Source organism: Alcaligenes sp. EGD-AK7 (assembly GCF_000465875.3).
Lineage (GTDB): Bacteria > Pseudomonadota > Gammaproteobacteria > Burkholderiales > Burkholderiaceae_B > Alcaligenes > Alcaligenes phenolicus.
Window position 1 is genome coordinate 26,915 of record NZ_AVOG02000045.1, and the last position, 23,764, is coordinate 50,678.

At 57.4% G+C, this 23,764-nt stretch carries 23 protein-coding genes and 1 riboswitch; of the genes, 14 read left to right on the forward strand and 9 right to left on the reverse strand.

The annotated features are described in order from the left end of the window. Positions 1-154: 154 nt before the first annotated feature. The gene (locus N879_RS14570) at positions 155-1,729 is read right to left on the reverse strand and encodes a murein hydrolase activator EnvC family protein (RefSeq protein WP_021447178.1); all 1,575 of its coding nucleotides are present in this window, start codon (positions 1,727-1,729) and stop codon (positions 155-157) included. Between the two features lie 3 nt (positions 1,730-1,732). Further along, positions 1,733-2,479: a 2,3-diphosphoglycerate-dependent phosphoglycerate mutase gene (gpmA, locus tag N879_RS14575; RefSeq protein WP_009458620.1), complete on the reverse strand. Its 747-nt coding sequence runs from the start codon at positions 2,477-2,479 to the stop codon at positions 1,733-1,735. A gap of 161 nt (positions 2,480-2,640) precedes the next feature. Between gpmA and N879_RS14580 the strand changes: the two genes are divergently transcribed. From N879_RS14580 to N879_RS14600, 5 genes are all read left to right on the forward strand, one after another. Continuing rightward, the gene (locus N879_RS14580) at positions 2,641-2,988 is read left to right on the forward strand and encodes a rhodanese-like domain-containing protein (RefSeq protein WP_226349166.1); all 348 of its coding nucleotides are present in this window, start codon (positions 2,641-2,643) and stop codon (positions 2,986-2,988) included. Positions 2,989-3,011: 23 nt separating this feature from the next. Further along, on the forward strand, positions 3,012-3,269 hold the full coding sequence (grxC, locus tag N879_RS14585) for a glutaredoxin 3 (protein ID WP_009458616.1): 258 nt from the start codon (positions 3,012-3,014) through the stop codon (positions 3,267-3,269). A gap of 39 nt (positions 3,270-3,308) precedes the next feature. After that, positions 3,309-3,797, forward strand: a complete 489-nt coding sequence (secB, locus tag N879_RS14590) for a protein-export chaperone SecB (protein WP_009458614.1) — start codon at positions 3,309-3,311, stop codon at positions 3,795-3,797. Continuing rightward, the gene (locus tag N879_RS14595) at positions 3,797-4,849 is read left to right on the forward strand and encodes an NAD(P)H-dependent glycerol-3-phosphate dehydrogenase (protein WP_021447182.1); all 1,053 of its coding nucleotides are present in this window, start codon (positions 3,797-3,799) and stop codon (positions 4,847-4,849) included. The genes secB and N879_RS14595 overlap by 1 nt, the downstream gene beginning before the upstream one ends. A 78-nt stretch (positions 4,850-4,927) precedes the next feature. Continuing rightward, a complete protein-coding gene (locus N879_RS14600) occupies positions 4,928-5,926 on the forward strand; it encodes a Bug family tripartite tricarboxylate transporter substrate binding protein (RefSeq protein ID WP_009458612.1) in 999 nt (332 codons plus the stop codon). A gap of 150 nt (positions 5,927-6,076) precedes the next feature. On the opposite strand, the gene N879_RS14605 is transcribed toward N879_RS14600, so the two are convergent. Further along, a complete protein-coding gene (locus N879_RS14605) occupies positions 6,077-6,547 on the reverse strand; it encodes a tRNA (cytidine(34)-2'-O)-methyltransferase (protein WP_009458610.1) in 471 nt (156 codons plus the stop codon). A gap of 54 nt (positions 6,548-6,601) precedes the next feature. After that, on the reverse strand, positions 6,602-7,351 hold the full coding sequence (locus N879_RS14610; protein ID WP_009458608.1) for a ComF family protein: 750 nt from the start codon (positions 7,349-7,351) through the stop codon (positions 6,602-6,604). Positions 7,352-7,432: 81 nt separating this feature from the next. On the opposite strand from N879_RS14610, the gene N879_RS14615 reads away from it, so the two are divergent. Beyond that, on the forward strand, positions 7,433-8,347 hold the full coding sequence (locus tag N879_RS14615) for a methyltransferase domain-containing protein (RefSeq protein WP_031232879.1): 915 nt from the start codon (positions 7,433-7,435) through the stop codon (positions 8,345-8,347). Positions 8,348-8,354: 7 nt separating this feature from the next. On the opposite strand, the gene N879_RS14620 is transcribed toward N879_RS14615, so the two are convergent. Then, on the reverse strand, positions 8,355-10,376 hold the full coding sequence (locus N879_RS14620) for a TonB-dependent receptor domain-containing protein (RefSeq protein WP_009458599.1): 2,022 nt from the start codon (positions 10,374-10,376) through the stop codon (positions 8,355-8,357). Positions 10,377-10,459: 83 nt separating this feature from the next. Here N879_RS14620 and N879_RS14625 point away from each other — a divergent pair, with 83 nt between their 5' ends. From N879_RS14625 to N879_RS14635, 3 genes are all read left to right on the forward strand, one after another. After that, positions 10,460-11,140: a response regulator transcription factor gene (locus N879_RS14625; protein WP_021447183.1), complete on the forward strand. Its 681-nt coding sequence runs from the start codon at positions 10,460-10,462 to the stop codon at positions 11,138-11,140. After that, entirely contained in the window at positions 11,137-12,477 is a 1,341-nt protein-coding gene (locus N879_RS14630; protein ID WP_009458596.1) for a HAMP domain-containing sensor histidine kinase, read from the forward strand. Before N879_RS14625 ends, N879_RS14630 begins: the two co-directional genes overlap by 4 nt. A 33-nt stretch (positions 12,478-12,510) precedes the next feature. After that, positions 12,511-12,653: riboswitch (FMN riboswitch) on the forward strand. A 97-nt stretch (positions 12,654-12,750) separates the two neighbouring features. Continuing rightward, the gene (locus tag N879_RS14635) at positions 12,751-13,245 is read left to right on the forward strand and encodes a 6,7-dimethyl-8-ribityllumazine synthase (RefSeq protein WP_009458595.1); all 495 of its coding nucleotides are present in this window, start codon (positions 12,751-12,753) and stop codon (positions 13,243-13,245) included. Between the two features lie 112 nt (positions 13,246-13,357). Here N879_RS14635 and N879_RS14640 read toward each other — a convergent pair whose 3' ends face one another. Genes N879_RS14640 through rsmB form a run of 4 tightly spaced genes read right to left on the reverse strand, consistent with a single transcriptional unit; the run spans position 13,358 to position 18,348 of the window. Further along, entirely contained in the window at positions 13,358-14,053 is a 696-nt protein-coding gene (locus N879_RS14640) for a response regulator (protein WP_009458594.1), read from the reverse strand. A 21-nt stretch (positions 14,054-14,074) separates the two neighbouring features. Next, the gene (locus tag N879_RS14645; RefSeq protein ID WP_026483738.1) at positions 14,075-16,411 is read right to left on the reverse strand and encodes a sensor histidine kinase; all 2,337 of its coding nucleotides are present in this window, start codon (positions 16,409-16,411) and stop codon (positions 14,075-14,077) included. Beyond that, positions 16,411-16,995: a DUF4390 domain-containing protein gene (locus tag N879_RS14650; protein WP_009458592.1), complete on the reverse strand. Its 585-nt coding sequence runs from the start codon at positions 16,993-16,995 to the stop codon at positions 16,411-16,413. Before N879_RS14650 ends, N879_RS14645 begins: the two co-directional genes overlap by 1 nt. 48 nt (positions 16,996-17,043) lie before the next feature. After that, complete coding sequence (rsmB, locus tag N879_RS14655) at positions 17,044-18,348, reverse strand: 16S rRNA (cytosine(967)-C(5))-methyltransferase RsmB (RefSeq protein WP_009458588.1); 1,305 nt, start codon at positions 18,346-18,348, stop codon at positions 17,044-17,046. Between the two features lie 204 nt (positions 18,349-18,552). Here rsmB and rimO point away from each other — a divergent pair, with 204 nt between their 5' ends. From rimO to N879_RS14680, 5 genes are all read left to right on the forward strand, one after another. Beyond that, positions 18,553-19,872, forward strand: coding sequence for a 30S ribosomal protein S12 methylthiotransferase RimO (gene rimO / locus N879_RS14660; protein WP_009458587.1), 1,320 nt, complete (start codon positions 18,553-18,555; stop codon positions 19,870-19,872). Between the two features lie 161 nt (positions 19,873-20,033). Continuing rightward, positions 20,034-20,558, forward strand: a complete 525-nt coding sequence (locus N879_RS14665; protein WP_009458586.1) for a gamma carbonic anhydrase family protein — start codon at positions 20,034-20,036, stop codon at positions 20,556-20,558. A gap of 37 nt (positions 20,559-20,595) precedes the next feature. Then, complete coding sequence (gene galE / locus N879_RS14670) at positions 20,596-21,603, forward strand: UDP-glucose 4-epimerase GalE (protein ID WP_009458585.1); 1,008 nt, start codon at positions 20,596-20,598, stop codon at positions 21,601-21,603. A 122-nt stretch (positions 21,604-21,725) separates the two neighbouring features. After that, entirely contained in the window at positions 21,726-22,487 is a 762-nt protein-coding gene (locus N879_RS14675; RefSeq protein WP_009458584.1) for a maleate cis-trans isomerase family protein, read from the forward strand. A gap of 300 nt (positions 22,488-22,787) precedes the next feature. After that, positions 22,788-23,675 (forward strand): LysR family transcriptional regulator, encoded by an 888-nt coding sequence (locus N879_RS14680; protein WP_009458583.1) that lies wholly within the window; start codon positions 22,788-22,790, stop codon positions 23,673-23,675. Positions 23,676-23,764: the final 89 nt, after the last annotated feature.

The window sequence follows — 23,764 nt, forward strand, 5'->3', positions numbered from 1 at the left end:
ATTATTTTCAGATTCAAGACGGGGCCACCTCCCGGAGCTGACCCGACCATGCATTATAAGAGTAGCGTAAAGCGTCGACCAGCGTGAACTAGGCTGGAGTCGCTACCCCGCGCAACAAATGCGAGCAAACGTAAGCACCGCAGGCAAAAGTGGCTTAGGAACCTAACCAGACCTGCGGATTGATTGGCTTGCCTTGATGGCGCAACTCAAAGTACAGGCCGGGTTCCACCTGGCCCCCGGTGGCTCCCACCCGCGCAACCGCATCCCCACGCCCAACAATATCGCCTACTTGCTTGAGGGTGCTCTGGTTATAGGCATAGACACTCAAGTAGTCGCGGCCATGATCAATAATCAGCAAATTGCCAAAACCGGTCATCCAGCTGGCAAAAACCACTCGGCCTGGAGCTACCGCGCGAACCGTGGTGCCGGCCTGTGCTCGCAACACAATACCGCGCCAAATGCCGCCATCAGGACGTTCAGCCCCGAACTTGCCTTGCATTTCGCCGCGTACCGGATAAGGCAAGCCACGTTTCAGACCCTGGAAACCACCTTCTGGTTCCAAGGCGGGAGCAGATGCCTGCTCAACGGGCTCCTCAACGACCTGAACCTCGCGCACTTTGGGAGTGGCCGGTTTGCTGATCGGCTCGCTAGGCTCGGACGACGCTTCCAGGCTGTCTGACAAGAGACGCTCGTTCGCGGTCGGCGGCGTGTAGGTCAGCGGTGGACGCGGAATCATGGGTTCCGGATCTGGCTTCTGTGGCGCAGCAGGTTCCGGCTTGCCAGGTGGCAAGGCCGCAGGCAAAGGCGGTTGCGTGGCACGAGCCCGCTCCAGCAACTCCCGCTCGCGCTCCAGACGTGCCTGTTCACGGGCGGCCTGCTCTTGTTTGGCTTTACGCTGCAACTCTTGCTGACGAGCCAGCTCGGCTTTGCGCGCTTCCTCTGCACGGCGCGCCGCTTCCCGTCGGCGTTGTTCTTCGGCGCGACGGGCCAGCTCGGCCTGTCGGGCAATTTCAGTTTCCAGGCCGGAGATCAAATCTCCCAGCCGTTTGTCATTACTTTGCAGGTTGGCAGCCTGACCGCGCTGGCGTTCCAGCTCGGCGCTGATGTCAGCCACCACCTTGGCTCGTTTTTCTTTTTGTTCTTCCAGAGCTTCCTTCTGAGCCGCGGCCTCCTTGGCCAGTTGCTCCTGCTCTTTCTCACGCGCGGCAACCTGGGTCTGCAAGCGATCCAGACGCTCTACGGTGCGACGTACTTTATGAACCTGCTCGGTCTGCTGACGCGAGACATAGCCCAGGTAATGCAATTCGCGGTTAATGGCGTTGGGATCATCACCCGACAAGAGGGCAGACCAGGGCGACACACCATTGGCATATTGCGCTCGTAATTGCTCGGCCAGCTCCTGCTGACGTTGCGCTTTGATCACTTGCTGTTCGCTGATCTGTTTGCCCAGCGTACCTAGCTGCTGGTGCAATTGTTCCTGCCGCTGCTCAATCTGAGCCAGCGTGCGATCGATATCGGAAATAGCCTGCTCGGATTCGCGCAAGGCATTGGCGGCGTCACGACGCGAGCTTTCGCTAGTGTCGATGGTTTTGCGCAGCGATTCGATCTTCTGGCGCAGCTCTGCCTGCTGCTTTTGAGCCTGGGCCTGGCGGGCGGCCAAGTCCGGATCAGCAGCCAGGGCCGGTAAGGTCCAGGCTGCCAGCAACAGGCAAACGCTGTAGCGCCACATTATTTACTGCGCCTTGCCCTGATTGGCCACGGCTTGCATCTGAGCCGCAATCGCTTCCTGGTCGCCCAGGTAGTAATGACGGATAGGACGCAGGTTTTCGTCCAGCTCGTACACCAAAGGCTGGCCGGTAGGAATATTCAGGTGAACGATGTCCTCGTCAGAGATGCCGTCCAGGTGCTTGATCAGCGCGCGCAAGCTGTTGCCGTGAGCCGTCACCAGAACGCGACGGCCGGAGCGGATTGCAGGAGCAATGGACTCGTCCCAGAAAGGAACCACGCGGGCTACGGTGTCTTGCAAGCACTCGGTGCGAGGCAGCTGATCAGCTGGCACACGCGCGTAGCGAGCATCAAAACGCGGATTGCGTGGATCGTCTTCAGCGACGGGCTCGGGAGCGATTGCGTAGGCACGACGCCAGACCAGGACTTGATCCTCACCGTACTTTTGTGCGGTTTCGGCTTTATTTAAGCCCTGTAAAGCACCATAATGGCGTTCGTTCAGGCGCCAGCTCAAACCTATGGGGGTGTGCATGGCGTCCATCGAATCCAGGGCGATCCACAAGGTACGGATAGCGCGCTTGAGGACCGACGCGAAAGCCAGGTCGAACTCAAAACCGTTTTCTTTAAGCAGATCACCGGCCTGCTTTGCCTGTTGACGCCCGGTTTCGGTAAGATCGACATCGGTCCAGCCAGTAAACCGGTTCTCCAGGTTCCACTGGCTTTCGCCGTGCCGCATCAGTACAAGTTTATACATGGTAAAAACAGCCTCGAGGTTGAAAAATTGGCGCCACTCTATAATCGTGTGATCTTGCCCTTTTTTCTTGCTTTTCTTGGTAATCAACAGGATTTAACGTGGACTTCATCTTAAGTCAGAACAATCTTCTAATTTTAGCAATTGCGGTGCTTGCCGGCATTATGCTGTTAATACCCAGCTTTTTCAAAGGCCGTGCGGGACGCGCAGTTTCAAGCTCGGAAGCGGTACAGATGGTAAACCAGAAAGACGCTATTTTGATTGATCTGCGCAGCGCCGATCAGTTCAAGGCCGGGGCAATTGCACAATCTCGCAACATTCCTGCTGCCGACCTTGACGCCAAGGCCAGCACACTGCCCAAAGACAAGCCTGTCATTCTGGTGTGCGATACCGGTCGCAGCGCTCCGCGCAGCGTGGCCGTCCTGCGCAAGCACGGCATCAACGAAGCCTACACATTGCAAGGCGGTATTCAAGGCTGGCTGCAGTCCAGTCTGCCCGTCAAAAAATCGTAAGCTCCCCCTTCTACGAGGCTCTCATGGCAAAAGTCACGATGTACTCCACAATGGTGTGCCCTTATTGTGTGCGCGCTGAAATGCTGCTCAAGCAACGCGGCGTAACTGAAATCAATAAAATCATGATTGATCGCGAACCCGAACAGCGCGCTCTCATGATGGAGCGCACCGGTCGGCGTACCGTTCCCCAAATCTACATTGGCGACACCCATGTAGGTGGCTACGATGATCTGGCCGCTTTGGACCGCGAAGGTGGCCTGCTGCCGCTGCTGGCTGCCTGATTTTTTTTCTAACAATTTTTTTATCCCATAGGATCACCCATGGCCGACCAGAACACCCCAGCCGCTGACCAAGAAGCTCAACAACCCAGCTTCAGCCTGCAGCGCACCTACATCAAAGACCTGTCCATCGAAATGCCCAACGCTCCCCAGATCTTTCTGGAGCAAGAGGCCCCTTCCGTGGAAGTGTCGATCAATGTGGGCGGCCAACGCCTGGCTGACACCGTCTACGAAAGCACCGTCACCGCTACTGTGACCACACGCATTGGCGACAAGGTCATGTACCTGGTGGAAGCTACCCAAGCCGGTATCTTTGAAGCTGCCAACATTCCTGAAGAGCAGCTCGAACCCCTGCTGGGCATTGTGTGCCCCACCATGCTGTACCCCTACTTGCGCGCTGCCGTGGCCGACGCCATCAACCGCACGTCCCTGCCTGCCCTGCACCTGACTGAAGTGAACTTCCAGTCCCTGTACGAGCAGCGTCTGGCCCAGCAAGCCGCCCCCGCTGACGGCCAGCCCTTGCAGGCCTGATGATGTCAAACGCGCACACTCCTGTTCGTGTTGCAGTCCTGGGCGCAGGCAGCTGGGGAACGGCCTTGGCCGCTCTGGCCAGCACCCAGGCTCCCACGATGGTATGGGCGCGCAAAGCATCAACCGCACAAGCCATCGGGCAGGATCATCGCAATCCAGCCTACCTGCCCGATGTCGTGCTGCCCGACTCGCTACAGGCCAGCGACAGCCTGCAGCAAGTCATGGAGTTTGCCCTGGCTGATGACACCGGCCCTGCCCTGCTGATTCTGGGCGTGCCTGTGCGTGGCCTGGCGCAAACCTGTGTGGATCTGGCGCAGTACCTGCCTGCCACACGCCGCCATCCCGTCCTGCTGGTCTGGACCTGTAAAGGCTTCCATCAGGAAAGCGGCTTGTTACCCCACCAGATTGTGCGTGAAAGCCTGCCCGACCATCCCTGGTTAGGCCGTGCCGTGCTCTCTGGTCCCTCGTTCGCCCTGGAAGTGGCTAAAGGCCTGCCTGTTGCGCTGACACTGGCCTGCGAACCTGCTGATATGGCCGGCATTGCCCTGGAGGCTTTGCATGGCAAGCAAGCGCGCCTGTACACCAGCACCGACATGATCGGCGTGGAAGTGGGCGGCGCTGTCAAAAACATCATGGCCATTGCCTGTGGCATTGCCGACGCTCTGGGCCTGGGCCATAACGCCCGTGCCGCCCTGATTACCCGAGGCCTGGCTGAAATGCAGCGCCTGGGTGTTGCGCTGGGTGGTCAATCCGAAACCTTCTACGGCCTGGCGGGCCTGGGGGATCTGGTCCTGACGGCTACGGGCGAATTGTCCCGCAATCGCCAAGTAGGCCTGGCGCTGGGTGCTGGTGAAAGCCTGGACAGCATCCTGGCCACCGGCATTACCGCTGAAGGTGTACGCTGTGCCCGTTCGGTTCTGGAAATGGGCCGAGCACACCAGATTGAATTACCGATTACCGCCGCGGTCTGCCAAATCCTGTTTGAACAACTGGCCCCGCGCGAAGCTGTCCACGCCTTGCTTACCCGCGAGGCAAAGCAGGAAGGCCACTAATACCTTCGTCTGCCCGATCTGGCACTTCACCCGCGCTGCCAGAACTGCAGTCAACCGTCTCTTACTCAGAATAAAACAATGTCATTGCTTGCTCGTTCTCGTGATCTTCTGATCCGCTCCGTCCTGGGGCTGGCCTGCACTGGTTTGCTGGCTCAATCGGCTCTGGCCCAATCCAGCTGGCCAGAGCGCCCGATTCAAATGGTCGTGCCGTTCCCGGCAGGCTCCTCGCCTGACGCCCTGGCCCGTGCCATTTCCGAGCCCCTGTCCCAAGCTTTGGGCCAGACTATCATTGTTGATAACCGCCCCGGTGCTGGTGGCAATATCGGCACCCGCTTCGTAGCGCATGCCAAACCCGACGGCTACACCCTGCTGCTGACCATCAATGGTCCCATGGTGACCGCCCCCACCCTGTACAAGACCTCGCTGGGCTATGACCCGCTGAAAGACTTGCAGGCCATCTCCATGATTGGCACCAGCCCCAACGTGCTGGTCGTGCCGGCCAACTCGCCCGCCAACACGGTAGAAGAGTTCATTGCCCTGGCGAAATCTCGTCCTGGCGAATTGAACTACGGCTCAGTTGGCCCCGGCAGCTCAGCCCACCTGGCCATGGCCATGCTGGAACATGCGGTTGATATCAAACTGGAACAAATCCCCTACTCGGGCTTTCCACAAATCCTGACCGCCATTATTGGTGGCGACATTGACGCCGCCTTCATGGTGCCCGGCATTGCCATGCCCCAGGTTGAAGCGGGCAAGGTGAAAGCTCTGGCCGTAACCTCCCTGCAGCCCAGCGAATTGCTGCCCGGTCTGGACACCATGGCACAGGCCGGTCTGGAAAACTTCGAGGCGATTTCCTGGGACGCCTTCTTTGTGCCCCACAATACCTCGGACGATGTGGTCAAACGCCTGAACCAGGAAATCACCACCATCCTGCAACGCGACGACATCAAGGCCAAGCTCAACGCCTTTTACTTCTCGTCCGAGCCTTCCACCCCGCAGGAGATGACGGACAAGATCATTGCCGACAAGGCTCGTTGGGATGAAGTGATTGAACGCCTGAATCTGTCGCTGGAGTAAGGACAAGATCGAAAAAAACGGCCCTGCAAATTCAAGATTTGCAGGGCCGTTTTCTTTGCAGCCATTACCCAAAAAAATAAATACGCGCCGTTCAATGACAAATGTGGCGTTGCCCACGACTACGCCCTTGCGGCCTGCCTCTGCACGAGCTTAAACACCACCTTCGTAACCCGCTTGCCGCCAGGCATCAAAAACACAAATCGCCACGGCATTGGACAGGTTCAAGCTGCGTTGCCCCGCCAACATGGGCAGACGAATCCGCTGCTCATTGGGAAACAAGGCCAGTTGTTCTGCAGACAAGCCTGCGGTTTCGCGGCCAAATACAAATACATCACCCGGCTGAAAGCCTTGCTCAGCCAGCAAATGGCTGCCACGTGTAGTCAGGGCAAACGCGCGATCAGGCGCGGAGCCCGTGGCCTGGAGGGCTTCTTCCAGACTGTCGTGCACCTTCACTTGCGCCCACTCGTGATAATCCAGCCCGGCACGACGCAGCTTGCTGTCTTCAAGCTCAAAGCCCAGGGGCCGCACCAAGTGCAAGACACAGCCTGTATTGGCCGCCAGTCGAATGACGTTACCCGTGTTGGGGGGAATCTCGGGCGAAACCAGGACGATATGAAACATGAAAAACCTAAAAAGTGCAGAAAAAGCCGCGAACAAGCGACGAAGTATACAGGGCTAGGATGCCTTCAATTTCCAGGGAGCTCGTGCAGCGACCAAGGCATAAACAGACTGTGCACCCTCCAAACGGCAGGCCCGGGCCAAGGCGTCCAAAGTGGCCCCTGTGGTCAGCACATCATCGACCAACAGCACATCACACCCTTGTAGCGACTCCCGTAGGTTAAAAGCACCCCGCATGGCCTGCCTGCGAGCCTGACGCCCCAAGTTCTTCTGTGCCTGCTCATGCCGTACTTGCGCCACGACGATATGCAAACGAGCTGACAATCCCAATGAATGCGCCACGCGCCTGGCCAGTACCGCTGCCGGATTGAAGCCCCGCCGGTGCACGGCTTTACGCTGCGAAGGCACTGGAATGACCCGGCAAGCGGCGTTCAGCACAGGCCCATGCCTACGCCATTGCTGCACCATCAGTTCCGCCAACACCGCTGCCATTTCCAGCCGACGGGAAATTTTAAACGCATGTATCAACATATCGCCAGGATGTTCATAATCGAATCCGGCAACCGTCGCTTGCAGGGACAATTGCCCTGCTCCGCAATCCGGGCAGGCCAGTAAAGCCAAGGGCGGCAAGGCCAGAGCACAACGAGGGCAGCGCAAATCCTGGGCGGGTGTTGCCAGCGCGTGTCGGCAAAAGCGGCACAGTGCGCCACTTTGCGAACGTAATCCGCACAGCACACAAGGCCGTGCCAGCAGTGGAATCCCTACAAGACGGTGGGTCGGCTCGCGCCGAAACAGGGGATGCGCCATAATAGATCATTACCTTTCAGAGCCAGGCTAATCCGATCACAGCACATGCCACTGATCCAGGCCAGCAACGTCCGCGCAACTATGTCCCAGTTACCTTCTTTACCAATCAACTCCGCCCACGTCGAGCAGCAATTCAATCGCCGCGCTCCCCTGGATCACGCTCAGTTTCTTTATGGTGAAGTCGCGCAACGGATGTTGTCCCGGCTGGCTTTGGTGCGCTTGCAACCCACTCATATTCTGGATGCCGGCTGTGGTGCCAGCCACGCGCTGGAACCTTTGCGTTCCCGCTACCCGGATATGAACTACACCGGCCTGGACCGCAGCGCCAAGCTGTTGGAGGTTGCCCGCGAGCGCTACCAATCCAAACCCAGCCTGTGGCAAAAACTACGCAACCAACCTACCCCTGCTGCCAACTGGGTTCAGGCCGATATGGCCAATAGCGGCCTGCCCGCAGAAAGCCAGGAGCTGGTCTGGTCGAACATGGCCCTGCACTGGCACCCGGAACCGCATCGAGTCCTGGCTGAATGGAACCGCCTGCTGAAACCCGAGACGCTGGTCATGTTCTCCTGCTTGGGTCCCGGCTCTTTTGCCGAGCTGCGCAGTGCCATGGAGCAAGCGGATCTGGGCACCCAAACGCTGGAATTCGTGGACATGCACGACTTTGGCGATCTGTTGCTGGAAAACGGTTTTGCTGATCCCGTGATGGATCAGGAGGTCGTGACGCTAACCTACCGCAGCGCTGAAAAACTGCTGGATGATTTGCGTCTACTGGGCGGCAATCCGCACCCACAACGCAAGGCCAGCCTGAGCACCCTGCCCTGGCGTCAACGCCTGCTCAATGCGCTGGAGAAACAGCGCCATATGGACGGCACCTTGCATCTGAGCCTGGAAATTGCGTACGGGCACGCCTGGCGCGCTCGTAGCCGTCGCAGCACCCAGGGCGAGGTCAGCGTGCCGATCTCCACAATCAGCCGCCGCCCCAAACCCCAGGAATAAACCGCATTTAGAAGCGGTATTCGGCCTGCAACCAGAAGCGGCGGCCATCTTCCGCATAGGAATAGGCTCCGCTGGTACCCGAGTCGCGACGACGATCGGTCAGGTTATAGACGGCCGCGCTCAAGCTCAGATCTTTTCTGGCACGCCAGCTAGCTCCCAGATCCACCGTAGCAATCGTCCCCATGCTTTCGCTGACAGCACCGCCCTGTCCCCAGGAAATATTGGTTTCCCGACCACGCACGTTCAAGGTCGAGAAGGCTGACACGGCTTCATTCGGCGTCCAGTCCACGGTCAGGCTGCCCATATTGCGTGGGGTCGCCACCAAGGGCTGTCCTTCAGACTGCGGGTAGCCAAAGCCCAGGATAGTGGCGCTGCCATTACGCACCTTGGAGTCCGTAAAGGTATAGCTGCCGCGCACTTTCCATTGCTCGTTAAAGCGATAGGCCAAGCCCAGTTCCAGACCCTGAACCCGTGCTTCAGTGATATTGAAGTAGGTGCTATACATGCTGTTGGTATACGGGTCCGGTGGCACAGGACGGCCATCGGGGTAGTACAGCTGACGCGAGCCGGTATTGGCGATCTTGTTTTTGTAGCGGGTGTGGAACAAAGTAGCGTTGGCGCTCAACGGTCCGCCATCGTCAAAGTACAAGCCCAGTTCTACGTTGGTGCTGACCTCAGGTTCCAGATCCGGATTGCCCCAGGTATAAGCACCGCCACGCTGCGGCAAACCGATTTGCGGATTGCTTTGCATGATGGTCGGAGACTTGAAACCCTTGGCGATCCCGCCTTTCAGCGTCCAGGCATCCGTCGCACTCCAGACACCGTACAAACGGGGAGTCCAGTGACGGCCATAGAACTCGTTGTCGTCCATGCGCACGCCGCCGGTCAGGGCGAAGGATGGGCTCAAGCTCCATTCATCTTCCAGGAACAGGGAGTATTCACGCACGGAAGTATCCACACCTGCGCCATTCGGATTGGCGTAGTAGCCATCGGCCTTCAACTCGCTTTTGCGCCACTGAAAACCACCCACCAGCATGTGATCGGCCAAAGGCAAAGTGAGCTTGCCATCAATCACGGTATTGCGAAGATCAGGGCGGGCGCTTTGAGTGGGGCCATCGCGATAGGCTTGTTCACGGTTCAGGCTTAGCTCCGTATCAAAGCGGCTCCAACGCCCCGTATGGGCCAGCGTATAGCTGTCGCGCACGTACTCGTTTTCATTGGCCTTGCCCGTCAAAGCCAATGACTTGCCGGGGGTGGTCCAGAAATGCTGGGTCGTGCGGCCAGCTTCAAACATGAACTCATGATTGTTATTGGGGGTTGCCCACAAACGCACCGTACCGTTTTGACGTTTGGCACGCGCAAAGCCATTCAACACCTGATCTTCCTGACGTTGCTTGTGGTAGCCCCAGAACTGCAAGCCCAAGCGCCCCGGCACGATGGGGCCAGACAAGTACAAATCAGCCGAGCCGCTATTTCCAGCCGAACCACTGTCCTGCAAGGTATAGCCACCGGTCAAGGAGCCGTGCCATTTGTCGGCCACTTTGCGCGTCACAATATTGATGACTCCGCCCAAAGCCTCAGAGCCGTACAAGGTCGACATGGGGCCACGCACCACTTCGATACGCTCAATGGCTTCCAGCGGGGGAATCCAGTTCATGTCCAGAGCCTCAGACACCCCACCCTTCATAGTGATCTGACGCATGTCCTGGCGGCGACCATCAATCAAGACCAGCACATGCTCGGACTCCATGCCGCGGATCGAGATAGCCCCTTTGTCGCCACCTAAAATGCTGACGCCCGGCACCTGGCGCAAGGCATCGGCCAAAGACTCGAAGCGTTTCCCCTCCAGCTCCTCGCGCGGAATCACGGTAATAGAGGCCGGTGCGCTCACCACTTCCTGAGCGAATCCCGAGGCGGTCACCGAGATTGCACTTAACTGCTCAACTTCATTGCGTTCCTGAGCCCAGGCGGACATGCACGCCAAGGATAAGGCGGCCAAGGGCCAACGCAGGCCCGTTCTCATTTTCATCAGACTTCTTCCATTATTTATAATACGAACCAAACTCATTTCTATTTGCTACTATCATGAGCCCGGTTTCTGACCGTAGTCTGATGAAAACTATTCTGATTATTGAAGACCACCGGCCTTTGTTGAGCCTGTTGGCAAGCCATCTGCAAGGGCAGGGATATGCAATTCGCACCGCTACGACGGGGCGGATTGGTCTTGCCCTGCTGCAAGAACATAGCTTTGATGCCCTGATTCTGGATCTGGGATTGCCCGATATGGACGGCATGGAAGTTCTGGCGCAGCTGCATCGCCCAGATCGCAGCCAGCGCCTGCCCTGCCTGATCTTGAGTGCGCGCGATGCCGTCCACAATCGCATTCAAGGGCTGCGTGGCGGTGCGGACGACTATCTGCTCAAACCCTTTGATCTGCTTGAGCTGGAGGCCCGCCTTAGCGCAATCCTGCGGCGGGCTGCGCCCCATCGTTACCAGCAACTGGTGATCGCGAATCTACGATTCGAGCCTGAAGTGCGACAAGCCTGGGTCAATGACCAAGCCTTGATGTTGCCACGGCGGGAAAGCCTGCTCTTGCTGGAGCTGATGCAGGCCAGCCCCCGTTTGCTGGTCAAGGATTATTTGCTGGAGCAGCTCTATCAAAACCAGACCGACATCAGTCTGAATGCCATCGAAGCGTTGATCTCCAAACTACGCCGCAAGCTGCGCGAGCAAAATGCCCTGGTTTGCATCGACACGGTGCGCGGTGTGGGCTACCGCTTGCGCGCTCTGTGAGCAGACGCGCCTTCAGTCTGCGCGGGCGATTACTGATCAGCCTTTTGCTGATGCTGGCCTTGGGCTTTTGCACTTTGGCCCTGTCCTTGTTCGATACACGAGACGAGCTGCGCCGCATCAGCCTGTTTTTGCAGGCCGAAGAAATCGCCCGCGACTTTAAACCCTCGGAATCATTGGACAGCTTGCCGCGTCAGTACGCCGGTGGCGAAATGTCCTATTCGCTGTACAGCGCCGAGGGTGAGCTGCTCCAGGCCTCATCCAATCTGGCAAGTCCACGACGCCTGCGCCCTGCTCAGCCTGAAGACGAGCTGGCCTTGTTCAGACTGAAGCATCGCAGTGGCTATGTAGTTTCGGTTTCGGTCACGCTACCCAGTGGCGAAATCCTGATGGTCGCCAAACGAGACCAGCGCGAAAGAGAGCTGATCGGAGCCTTGCTGCAAACCCGCATGTGGCGCTCACTGCTTTTGTGGCTGCCAGTGTGTGCGGTGGGTCTGTTGTTGATCACCTGGCTGATCCATTGGACCTTGCGCCCGGTACGACAAGCGGCAAATCTGGCTGCGACGCTGGGCCCTGCTCAACCCGAGCTGCGCTTGCCGGTCACTGAACTGCCCAAAGAAATTCGCCCCTTGGCACAGGCCGTCAATCAAAGTCTGGACCGCCTGATGCAGGCCTATCACCATGAACAACAACTGGTCGCAGATGCCGCGCACCAACTGCGCACCCCATTAGCTGTGATGTCCTTGCGTCTGCAAACGGCTGAACACCATAGCGAGCAGGACTGGGATTTGCTGCGCGAGGATATTACCCACTTGCAGCGTCTGGTCAGCCAATGGCTCAGCCTGGCCCGCAAGCAGGAGCAGGCTACGGAGCTAACAGACCACACAGCCTTGGCACCGTTGTGCCGCCGTGTGATGGGAGACTTATGGCCGCTTTTCGAGCAGGCCAATCGAGAGATCCAATTTCACGATGATAGTTCGCTCGATACTGTTCAAGCCTGCGAGGCCGATCTGTCCGAAGCCATTGTCAACGCACTGGACAATGCCCTGACGCATGGCAAAGGCACGGTCAGCTTGCATTTGCATAACCCACAGCCAGACCAATGCGCGATCGATATCAGCGATCAAGGTGCAGCCTTGGACGCGCAAACAGCTCATCTGGCCTTTGAGCGTTTTCACAAGCAAGACAGCGCCAGCAAAGGAGCGGGCCTGGGGCTGACGATTGTGCGCCAGATTATGCTGCGCCACAGTGGCCAGGCCCTGTTCCTGCCCGGCGCACCCTGCACTCTGAGGCTCTTGCTGCCACTAGCGGCTCCCGCCTCTGACAAAAAAACGGTTTAGCGGTAAACTCGTCCGGTTGGCCTCCCCGGCCAACTACGTTCTCAGGGCGGGGTGCAAGTCCCCACCGGCGGTAATGGCACTAGCCTAGCCCGCGAGCGCCTGACCTGTGGTCAGGGACAGCAGACCCGGTGTGATTCCGGGGCCGACGGTATAGTCCGGATAAAGAGAGAACGGGATACCCTCATAACCTGTACAGGAGTCATCCTGCTATGGGCTTGAGCTATCCTGCTTCCTGCATGCCCTGTTTTTGTTGTCATAAAACAGGAAATCAACATGAACAGTATTACCTCAGCCAATCTTCTGGCTCCCCGTATCGCCTTTATTCAAGCTTGCTGGCACAAGGACATTGTGGATCAGGCCCGACTGGGTTTTATCGACGAAGTCAAAGCTCTGGGCCACGATAGCAGCCTGATCGACTTCTTTGAAGTGGGCGGCGCCTTTGAAATCCCACTGCATGCTCAACGTCTGGCCCAATCGGGTCAATATGCCGCTGTTGTGGCTGCCGGTCTGGTGGTTGATGGCGGTATTTATCGCCACGACTTTGTGGCTACCGCAGTGATTCAAGGCTTGATGCAAGTCCAGCTCAGCACCAACGTGCCGGTGTTTTCAGTCGTGCTGACTCCTCACCATTTCCATGATGGCAAAGAGCACCACGATTACTTCCACCGTCACTTTGTGATCAAGGGCCAGGAAGCGGCCCGTACATGCCTGGATACCGTGAGCAAATTGCAGGCACTGCCTGTTGCGGCAACCGTCGCCGCTCTTTAAACGACTAGGCGGCCTGAAAAGGCCGCCATACTCTCGACTCCTGGAGCGGCTTTTACCCGCAGCTACAGGGCTAGCCGGAACTTTACCGGCCATGCATTTGGTAACTACTGTATCAAGACTGGTTACGCTTGCGCGACGAGTCTATACCCAGCTGTTTAAGCTTGCGGTACAAGTGGGTGCGTTCCAGACCAGTACGCTCCGACACACGCGTCATGCTGTGATTTTCGCGGCGCAGATGATATTCAAAATAAATGCGCTCGAACTCGTCACGCGCTTCGCGCAAAGGCAGATCCAAAGAAATGCTGCCCAGCTGGGACTCATCCTGCTCGACTTCAGGGACGGCCATGGCAGGTGCCATACCGGGAGCCATGGTGGCGGTTTCAGGGCGGCGATCACCACCTTGAACCACCGGGCGGGCAGCGGCTGACAGCGCCTTGGGTGCAACAGTACGCTCCAGACCTGAAGCAACAGTCTTGAGCAGGCGCTGCATGGTAATGGGTTTTTCCAGGAAGTCCACCGCACCAATACGGGTTGCTTCCACCGCGGTATCCACCGTGGCGTGACCACTCATCATGACCACTGGCATATCCAGCAAACCTTGAGAAGCCCACTCCTTGAGCAGGCTGACACCGTCAGTGTCTGGCATCCAGATATCCAGCAAGACCAGATCGGGGCGGCCCCGCAAGCGTGCCTCGCGAGCCTGGGCGGCATTCTCTGCCAATTGCACGGTGTGCCCTTCGTCGTAAAGAATTTCCGACAAAAGTTCCCGAATGCCGATTTCGTCATCAACTACCAGAATTCTGGCCATAAAACGTCACCTACGTGATTTTTACGCATTATCGTTTGCTCGCCGCCCAGAGTCCAGACGAATATGCTGGCCAGCAAGCCGGGTAAAGAGGATGGAAATGCGAGCCCCCCCCTCACGACGATTGGAAACATCGATTCTGCCGCCGTGCTCCTCGATGATTTTCTTAACTATAGCAAGTCCCAGACCCGTGCCGGTGGGCTTGGTGGTTACGTAAGGTTCAAAAACGCGCACCAGCATCTGGGGATCAAAACCAGGCCCGTTATCTGACACCACAAAACTGACCGCATCAGAAGAGTCGGAACCTTCTACGCCCGCAATCATGGTTTTAACAAATACATGCGCCTGGTCAAGTGATTGATCCTGGGCAGCCGCTTCACGAGCATTGGCCAGCAGATTATGGATAACCTGGCGCAGCTGCGTGGGGTCGCCTTGAACCATGGGCAAATCAGGGTCCAGCTCCACATCAATTGCCACACTATAACCATCGTCCCGGACCATGCCTTCTTCCGGGTCCCAACCATATAAAGTCAGCACTTCGGTAATCAGCTCGTTCAGATTCAGAGCTTGCATCTGAGTCGCCGGTTTACGAGCATACTCTCGGAAATCTTCCACCATCTTTTTCAGCGAACTGACCTGATTGACGATGGTATTGGTATAGCGCAGCAACATGGCAGCATGGACTTCATCCAGCTGCGACTCCAGTTTCATGGCCAGTCGTTCGGCCGACAACTGAATAGGCGTCAACGGGTTCTTGATCTCGTGTGCCAGGCGTCGAGCCACCTCGCTCCAGGCCACCAGACGGCTGGCGGAAATCACGTCGGTAATATCGTCAAACACCACCAGATACCCGGTTGGCTGACCATCTACACGCAGCAAGGTACCACGAGCCAAAACGGTGACGATAGTATCACGCGCTTCATTACCTTCTTGCATTTCCAATTCAAACTGCTGCTGCCAGTAAGGATGATCCGAGCCCATGGCCTGATGCGTGGAAAAGGCTTCACGTATCACCGAGGCAAAGGTCATGGCCCCTTCCAGCGTTTCCAGCGGACGACCCTTAATGGAGCGCAAGTCCACCTGCAAGATACGCTGCGCCCCCTGGTTGAACATGGTGACGCGGAACATCTCGTCAAACGCCAGTACACCACTGGACAGATTACTGAGCACGGACTCCAGGTACATATTGGAGCGTTCCAGCTGCAGACGATTTTTCTCGACCATGCGGCGCGCCTCATCCAGTTGCCGAGTCATGGCATTGAAAGAGCGGGTCAACTGGCCTACTTCATCTTTGGCAGGTGGCTCAGGCAAAGCCCGGTAATCCCCTACCCCTACCGCCTGCGTCCCGGCAGCCAATGTCAGCAAAGGACGCGTCAGGCGGCGCGACAAGGCCAAGGCAGCCGCCACAGCCGTAAACACCGCCAGAATCAAGGCCAGCGTCAACGTTATTCCGTAGAGCTTGCGCAAGCCCTGACGAGATAAAGCCAGCTCCTGATAATCCCGGAAACCTTGCTGCACCTGGTTGGCATTGCGTGCAATCTTGTCCGGCACAGGCTGAATGACCTGCAGCCAGCGCGAGTCTGCCGTGCCACTCAAGGTTGCCGCAAAGCGATTGGGATCGGCCAATGGTAGAACCGTGCGCAGACGCAAGCCCGTGGACTCTGCGGGAACCCCGCCTTCGTCCAGGCCGTTGTCGTGAACAGGCGCATCATCATCCACCTCGGCAGCCGAATAGCGGCCTGCAATACGCAGCTGATTCATCACGCTGGAGGGCGGCATATCCGGCAGCAAGGTGTCATACCGTGCTGAGGAAAAGGCAATCAAACGGCCATTGCCGGAGAACACCATTGCCTCCGTCACCCCGCTGTTCTCACGCAAGGAGATCAGCAAGCTGCTGTACTGCGCACTATCCGCCTTGTTCAGTGCCGACACCATTTCATTGGCACGACCTTCCAGCTCATTGAGCTGCGAATCCAGGGCGGCACGTCCCAGACTCAAGCCTGATTCCAGCGCCGTATCTACCCGCACGTTGAACCAGGACTCGATCGATCGTGACATGAACTGCACCGAAAGCAGATAAATCAATGCCCCCGGAATAATGCCGATCAGGGTGAAGTAAAAGGCAAAGCGCGCCGTCATGCGGGCACCAAACTGACGCCGGCGTATTTGTCTGAACAGGCGAATCGTCAGCAACAGCACCCAGGAAATCAGCGTGGCGGCCAGTACACCGTTAAGCACCAGCAGCAAGTCATACTGCTGCGCATAGCGCGAAGCATTACCCGTAGACCAGACAAGAAGAGAAAACAGCGCCAACGCGCTGACACCCGCTCCGAACAGAGCGGTGCGCAAGATCCAACGTATCAAGGTTGGGGCTCGTCGACGGAGACGGAAAAGGAAAAGGTTTTCCATGGAGTAGCCAATGTCCAGGCAGAACTATTGATGGCGTCCACTTGAAACGGACGGGCCAGCAAAGAGGTATCCAGGCGCAAACGCACACGACCCTGGTATTCCTGGTCGCGGTCCAGATCAGCCACATAGGCCACGGCCCAGCCGCGAATATGCCGCAGCATGGCCAATGCGTCGTTCATGGAGGATTCGGGCAGAGAAAGGTCCCCGGTGCCCACGCGCCACTGTCGGGTCAGGGCGTTATACACGACCCGCCAAGTTTGTTGTTCTTTAACAACATTTTTGTCAAACCAGTACCAGCGGGGTTTGGCCAATTCCACGTCAACCGTGAAATACAGCGGCACCCCTTTCTCGGCAGCGGTACGCAATTCCGGGCTTAACTCGAATTCGACATCCGCGTCGATATACAGTTTTTCGTCCCGAATATGGGGCTCGACCTTGACGACCCGCTCTCCCGACGTAGCGACCGGCACAATGGTATTGGCCGAGCTTAGCGCGCAGTTGAAAATCAGCAGAAAAGACAGAAAAACGCGCCACATCGTGATTAACCGCAAAAAGGACAAAGTCAGAGCCCTAATTGTGACAAGTCAAACCGGGCGCGTAAATAAGGCGTAGAAAAAACCGTCGCCATCTGCCAGCGATCGTCCCGCAACGCCGGGCAAAATCTGGCCAGGAGAGTCCAAAAGCTGCGCCTCGGGGTGACGGGCCAGAAATGCCTCGACCTGTTGCTCCCCTTCAGCCGGGAAAATCGAGCAGGTCGAATACAGGAAATGCCCGCCGGGCCGCAATGTGGACCACAAGGCATCCAGTATAGAGCTTTGCAAACGCGCGGTATCGGCAATGTCCGACTCGCGGCGCAACCAGCGAATATCGGGGTGACGACGCACAATACCCGAAGCGGTACAAGGCACGTCAGCCAGGATGGCATCAAAGGGCTGACCATCCCACCACTGGGCAGGACGAGCCGCATCGCCCCGTTTCAATTGAACTTTGTCGCTGGCCAGGCCCAGACGACGCAGGTTATGACCTACGCGCTCCAGACGCTCGCCGTCCGAATCCAGGGCCAACAAGGAAACATCCGCCTGCTCCAGCAAATGAGCGGTCTTGCCACCCGGGGCCGCGCACGCATCCAGCACGCGCATGCCATCCTTGACCGGCAAAAGCAGACCGGCTTGCTGAGCCGACCAGTCCTGCACCGACCACCAGCCCAGATCAAAACCCGGAATCGCCTGAACCGGCATGGCCTTGTCCAAGGTAACGGCACCCGTACCGGGGCTGCTGGATGCAATCCCGGCTTCTGTCAGCACTGCCTGCAAGCGCTCCACCGAGCAACGACGCTGATTCACGCGCAAGGTCAAAGGACCGGGGCGATTGGCCGCTTGCAACAACGCTTCCCAATCACGTGGGTAAGCACGACGCAATTCCTTGACCCACCAGCCAGGATGATTCCAGCGTGCTTCGGGACGGCTCTCCACCTGAGACAGGATCATCTTGCGCTCGCGTGTAAAGCGACGCAGCACCCCGTTCACCAAGCCCTTGGACAGACGCAGCGCAGCCTGGCTATCAGCCGCACGCACAGCCTGATCCACCACCGTATGCACGGCATAGACCGGCACATCCGGGCGATCCTCAAAAGCCTTGGCATCCTCTTGCACACGCATGGCTGTATCCAGCAAGGCCAGCGACACCATCAGCAAGGCATCCAGCCAGGTATTGCTGGGCTGGCGCGGCACCAGCGTGATACGAATCTGACGGGCATGGCCCAGACGGCGCAAAACATGGAAGCTGACAGACTGCACCGCCGCCCGGGCTGGCGCTGGCGTTGCAGCCAGGCTTTCAGTCAGGGACTTGCCTGCCAGCACGCCTTCAATATTGCGCGCGCTCAGCAGCATGACTTCGGACAGGGGCAAAGAGGGGGAAAGATGGGTGTCGGACACAGAACAACCGCTAGAAAAGAAAAATATGACTGCGACTGTAGCACTATTTGCCGCATAAACCGGGCTCAAACGCACAAGATCCGCACGCATCCGGGCATGGGACGGTAAAATCAAGCCTATTTCCCAATTTCGAGCCCTCAAGCTCCAGAAGGACCCTCTATGAGCGCCCCCAAAGTCGGATTCGTGAGCCTGGGTTGTCCCAAGGCCCTGGTCGATTCCGAACGAATTCTTACCCAGCTGCGTACCGACGGCTATCAGATCACCCCCAGCTACGACAATGCGGATGTGGTGGTGGTCAATACCTGTGGCTTTATCGACAGCGCCAAGGCTGAATCGCTGGAAGCGATCGGCGAGGCACTGGCTGAGAACGGCCGCGTCATTGTCACCGGTTGTATGGGTGTGGACGAAGGATTGATTCGCGACGTACACCCCTCGGTGCTGTCCGTCAGCGGCCCCCAGCAATACGAGCAGGTACTGCGCGCCGTGCGTGAAGCCGCCCCACCCTCGCTGGACCACAATCCCTACATTGATCTGGTACCGCCACAAGGCATCAAGCTGACCCCGCGTCACTACGCCTACCTGAAGATTTCCGAAGGCTGTAACCACAGCTGCAGCTTCTGTATTATCCCGTCCATGCGCGGCAAGCTCGTCAGCCGTCCTGTCGGTGATGTACTGGGCGAAGCCGAGCGTCTGGTCAAGGCCGGCGTCAAAGAACTATTGGTGATCTCGCAGGACACCAGCGCCTATGGCGTGGACATCCGTCAACGCACCGGCTTCTGGAATGGCCGCCCCGTCAAGAGCAGCATGCTGGATCTGAGCGCCGCCCTGTCCAAACTGGGGGCCTGGGTGCGTCTGCATTACGTCTACCCCTACCCGCACGTGGACAACATCATCCCGCTGATGGCTGAAGGCAAAGTGCTGCCGTACCTGGATATTCCCTTCCAGCACGCCAGCCCTTCGGTGCTGCGTTCCATGAAGCGCCCAGCTTTTGAAGATCGCACCCTGTCGCGTATCAAGCAATGGCGTCAGGACTGCCCAGATCTGACCATCCGCTCCACCTTCATCGTGGGCTTCCCCGGCGAGACCGAGGAAGACTTCCAATACCTGCTGGACTGGATGACCGAAGCCCAACTGGATCGCGTCGGCTGTTTCCAATACTCCCCCGTGGAAGGCGCCCCCGCCAACAAGCTCGACGGCATCGTCCCTGACGAAGTCAAGCAAGAGCGCTGGGAACGCTTCATGGAACATCAACAAGCCATCTCCACCGCTCGCCTGGCTGCCAAAGTGGGCCGCGAAATGGACGTGCTGATTGATGAGATCGACGAAGACGGCGATGCCGTTGGCCGCTCCAGCGCCGACGCCCCCGAAATTGACGGCAACGTCTTCATCACCAGCGAACAAAAACTGGAACCCGGCCAGATGGTGCGCGTGCGTATAACGGATTCCAGTGAATATGACTTGTTTGGTGAACAGATTTAAGCACTGGCTAGTCCTGATAGCCTGATCGAGCCAGTGGGGTCACAATGATCACACTGGCTTTTATACGCAAGCCCCTCATTAACTTCCCTGCTCACCTGCTCTGCTGCCTATCCCTTCTCATTCAGGCATAGGCGGCCCGGCACATTACCCAAGGATCTTTCATGCCTGTCTACCAGTTAGATCAACACGCCCCACAAATCGACGACAGCAGCTTTGTTGCCGCAGAGGCCACCCTGATTGGCAAGGTCGTTTTGAAAGAGCAAAGCAGTGTCTGGCCCGGTGCCGTTATCCGTGGCGACAACGAAACCATTACCGTGGGTGTAGGCTCCAACGTGCAAGAAGGCGCAGTACTGCACACCGATCCAGGCTACCCGCTGGATATTGGCGACCATGTCACCATCGGCCACCAAGCCATGCTGCACGGCTGTACCATCGGTGAAGGCGCGCTGATCGGCATCCAGGCGGTCGTGCTGAACGGTGCCGTCATCGGTCGCGATAGCCTGGTTGGTGCTGGAGCATTGGTCACGGAAGGCAAAGTCTTCCCGGAACGCAGCCTGATCATCGGATCGCCTGCCAAAGCCGTACGTACCCTGAGCGATGAGGACATTGCCAAGCTACGTCAAAACGCCAGTGTTTACGCCCAACGCGGTGGCCACTACAAAACGGCCTTGAAACGCATAGACTAAGCACTTCTTTTCAACTTGCATTTAACTGGAAAGACCCATGGGCAAAACCATTCTTGTCACTGGCGGTACCGGCTTTATCGGCTCTCACACCTGTGTGGAGTTGATTGCACACGGTTATCAGGTTCTGATCCTGGACAACTTGAGCAATAGCCAAAAAAGCGTCTTGGATGCCATCGAGAAAATTACGGGTACTCAAACCGGTTTCATCGAAGGCGATATCCGGGATCGAGCCTTGCTCGACACGATTTTTCAGCAACACACAATTGCAGCAGTCATTCATTTTGCAGGTTTGAAAGCGGTTGGCGAATCAGTAGCCCAACCGCTCAAGTACTACGACAACAACATCACCGGCACGCTGACGCTGTTGCAGGCCATGCAACAGGCCAATGTGCGCAGCCTGGTATTTTCCTCGTCCGCAACCGTATACGGTGACCCTCAACAGCTACCCATTCCAGAGACTCACCCGCTGTCCACAACCAATACCTACGGCCACACCAAACTAGTGCTTGAACAGGCTTTGGGCAACCTTTATCAAAGCGAGGCTGGATGGCGAATTGCCGTGCTGCGCTACTTCAATCCCGTCGGCGCCCATGAATCTGGCCTGATTGGCGAAACACCCCAAGGTGTTCCCAATAACCTGATGCCTTATGTCGCCCAGGTTGCAGCGGGTAAACGCGAGCATGTACAGATCTTTGGTAATGACTACGACACGCCGGATGGCACGGGCGTACGCGACTACATACATATCTGCGATCTGGCCAAAGGCCACGTTGCTGCAATGGACTATCTAAACACCAAAGACAGCGAACTGCTGACAGTCAATCTGGGAACCGGCCAGGGCTATTCCGTGCTGGACATGATCGCCGCCTTCACCCGCAGCTCCGGACGCCCTATTCCCTACAAACTGGTCCCTCGTCGCCCGGGCGACATCGCTGCTTGCTGGGCCGACACCCAAAAAGCCCGCGAAACACTGGGTTGGGAAGCCAAAAAAGGTATCCAGGAAATGTGCGACGACGCTTGGCGCTGGCAATCCGGCCAGTCCTGATCTCTGCCCTCCTGCCATCGCCGTTGGCGATGGCACGTTGACAGATGATTGATTTGCAAGGAAGAAAACGGGTCCTAGAATGAAGGCGTCAATCTAAAAACCAACTTCAGAGACAGATCCCTATGAAAACCTACCGCATTGGTCAGATCGTTCCCAGCTCCAACACCACCATGGAAACCGAGATTCCTGCCATGTTGCAGGCTCGTTACGCCGAGTTTCCTGAAGAGCGTTTCACATTCCACTCCTCGCGCATGCGCATGATGCACGTGAATCCCGAAGAGCTGAAAGCCATGGACATCGCCAGCGATCGCTGCGCTGTTGAGCTGAGCGACGCCCGCATGAGCGTGATGGCCTACGCTTGCCTGGTCGCCATCATGGCCCAAGGCGACGGCTACCACCGCGTCTCGCAAGAGCGTCTGCAAAACACCGTAAAAGACAACGGCGTGGAAATTCCCGTGCTGAGCTCGGCCGGTGCCCTGGTCGATACGCTGAAAGAATTCGGCTACAAGAAAGTCTCCATCATCACCCCTTACATGAAGCCGCTGACCAAGCGCGTGGCTGACTACATCGAAGCTGAAGGCATCGAAGTTCAAGACTCCATCAGCCTGGAAGTGTCGGACAACCTGGAAGTGGGCCTGTTGAATCCAGAGAACCTGCTGGAGCACGTCAAGCGCCTGAACCACGACGGCGTGGACGCAGTTATTCTGTCCGCTTGCGTGCAGATGCCTTCCCTGCCTGCTATCCAGCGCGCTCAAGACCAGATCGGCAAGCCCGTTCTGTCCGCCGCTGTTTGCACCGTGTACCAAATGCTCAAGACCCTGGGTCTGGAAACCCGCGTTCCTAACGCTGGCCACATCCTGTCTGGCGCCAAGCCACAAGCCTGATCGAACAGGTTTAGCTGTACAAAGCCCTGCCGACATACAGTCGGCGGGGCTTTTTTTATGCTTAGAAGTCCTCAATGCGCGCCGTAAAAACCGCAGTTGTGGCGGCTCATAAACAAACGCCAAGCCATGGACGGTCGTGCGCCCTCGATACAGGCTGATAACACTCTCTACTACTACATCCGTATGGATCTATGGCGTAGACACGACGCGAAATAGCCATAGAGCTTAGGGCGATGATTCTCTCCGCGGCCACAGTCAGCTCAGATGCAGATAAGCAAAAAAAAGCGATATGATGCCTGCATGAAACTGGACCTTCTAACCCTCAAACTGTTTGTCCGCATCCTGGAAGAAGGCACGATCAGCCAAGCGGCAGAGCGTGAGCATATTGCTGCCGCCGCGGTCAGCCGCCGGATTGCGGATCTGGAACAGTCTCTGAACACCACCTTGCTGCTGCGTACGAACAAAGGTGTCAGCCCAACGGCAGCGGGCCTGGAACTGCTGTACCGCTCACGTGCCTTGCTCAACAGTGCGCAAGAGATCGAGACGCGCCTTCAAGCGTTTTCGCAAGGCCAACAAGGGCTGGTACATATCCTGGCCAATACATCGGCCATCTCTCAGTTTCTGGCCGAGCCACTGGGCGAATTTGGACGTCTGCACCCCGCTATTCCCCTGCAACTGGAAGAACAGACCAGCCTGGACATTATTCGGGCTCTGGCAGAGGGCAAAGCCGACCTGGGTGTCTTTACCCGCCTGCCTTACGCAGCCGATATCGAAGCTTACCCATTTCGCAGTGACAAGCTGGTCGTGCTGGTGCCTATCAATCACCCCTTGGCTCAGCATGACAAAGTCCGTTTCGAGCAAACGCTGGAGCATGAGCAGATCACGCTGCTAACGGGCACGCAGCTGCATTACCAGATCACCAAAATCGCCATGGAAGCCAACCGCTCGGTGCGTATCCGCACCGAGGTTTCTGGCTACGACGCCATGTGCTTATTGATCAATGCAGGCATGGGTATTGGCATCTTGCCGCGCAAGAGCGCCAGCATTTATCAGATCCCCAATACTCGTGTGATTGAGCTGGACGAAGAATGGAGTCAGCGAGAAATTCTGATCGGTGTGCGCCGCCGCAGTGACCTGCAACCGAGCGCAGAAAGCTTGCTGAGCTTCCTGCTCGAGAGCGGCGCTTGAGAAAGCAGACCTTGGCCATAGCAGCGGCCAAGGTCATATCGCCTTATAAACAGACCCGGCCTTTACAAAATAACTGAGACAGAGCAGCT

Coding starts and splice junctions, on each gene's coding strand:
- N879_RS14570 (WP_021447178.1), bottom strand. CDS start 1,729: ATGTGGCGCTACAGCGTTTGCCTGTTGCTGGCAGCCTGGACCTTACCG.
- gpmA (WP_009458620.1), bottom strand. CDS start 2,479: ATGTATAAACTTGTACTGATGCGGCACGGCGAAAGCCAGTGGAACCTG.
- N879_RS14580 (WP_226349166.1), top strand. CDS start 2,641: ATGCTGTTAATACCCAGCTTTTTCAAAGGCCGTGCGGGACGCGCAGTT.
- grxC (WP_009458616.1), top strand. CDS start 3,012: ATGGCAAAAGTCACGATGTACTCCACAATGGTGTGCCCTTATTGTGTG.
- secB (WP_009458614.1), top strand. CDS start 3,309: ATGGCCGACCAGAACACCCCAGCCGCTGACCAAGAAGCTCAACAACCC.
- N879_RS14595 (WP_021447182.1), top strand. CDS start 3,797: ATGATGTCAAACGCGCACACTCCTGTTCGTGTTGCAGTCCTGGGCGCA.
- N879_RS14600 (WP_009458612.1), top strand. CDS start 4,928: ATGTCATTGCTTGCTCGTTCTCGTGATCTTCTGATCCGCTCCGTCCTG.
- N879_RS14605 (WP_009458610.1), bottom strand. CDS start 6,547: ATGTTTCATATCGTCCTGGTTTCGCCCGAGATTCCCCCCAACACGGGT.
- N879_RS14610 (WP_009458608.1), bottom strand. CDS start 7,351: ATGGCGCATCCCCTGTTTCGGCGCGAGCCGACCCACCGTCTTGTAGGG.
- N879_RS14615 (WP_031232879.1), top strand. CDS start 7,433: ATGTCCCAGTTACCTTCTTTACCAATCAACTCCGCCCACGTCGAGCAG.
- N879_RS14620 (WP_009458599.1), bottom strand. CDS start 10,376: ATGAAAATGAGAACGGGCCTGCGTTGGCCCTTGGCCGCCTTATCCTTG.
- N879_RS14625 (WP_021447183.1), top strand. CDS start 10,460: ATGAAAACTATTCTGATTATTGAAGACCACCGGCCTTTGTTGAGCCTG.
- N879_RS14635 (WP_009458595.1), top strand. CDS start 12,751: ATGAACAGTATTACCTCAGCCAATCTTCTGGCTCCCCGTATCGCCTTT.
- N879_RS14640 (WP_009458594.1), bottom strand. CDS start 14,053: ATGGCCAGAATTCTGGTAGTTGATGACGAAATCGGCATTCGGGAACTT.
- N879_RS14650 (WP_009458592.1), bottom strand. CDS start 16,995: ATGTGGCGCGTTTTTCTGTCTTTTCTGCTGATTTTCAACTGCGCGCTA.
- rsmB (WP_009458588.1), bottom strand. CDS start 18,348: ATGCTGCTGAGCGCGCGCAATATTGAAGGCGTGCTGGCAGGCAAGTCC.
- rimO (WP_009458587.1), top strand. CDS start 18,553: ATGAGCGCCCCCAAAGTCGGATTCGTGAGCCTGGGTTGTCCCAAGGCC.
- N879_RS14665 (WP_009458586.1), top strand. CDS start 20,034: ATGCCTGTCTACCAGTTAGATCAACACGCCCCACAAATCGACGACAGC.
- galE (WP_009458585.1), top strand. CDS start 20,596: ATGGGCAAAACCATTCTTGTCACTGGCGGTACCGGCTTTATCGGCTCT.
- N879_RS14675 (WP_009458584.1), top strand. CDS start 21,726: ATGAAAACCTACCGCATTGGTCAGATCGTTCCCAGCTCCAACACCACC.
- N879_RS14680 (WP_009458583.1), top strand. CDS start 22,788: ATGAAACTGGACCTTCTAACCCTCAAACTGTTTGTCCGCATCCTGGAA.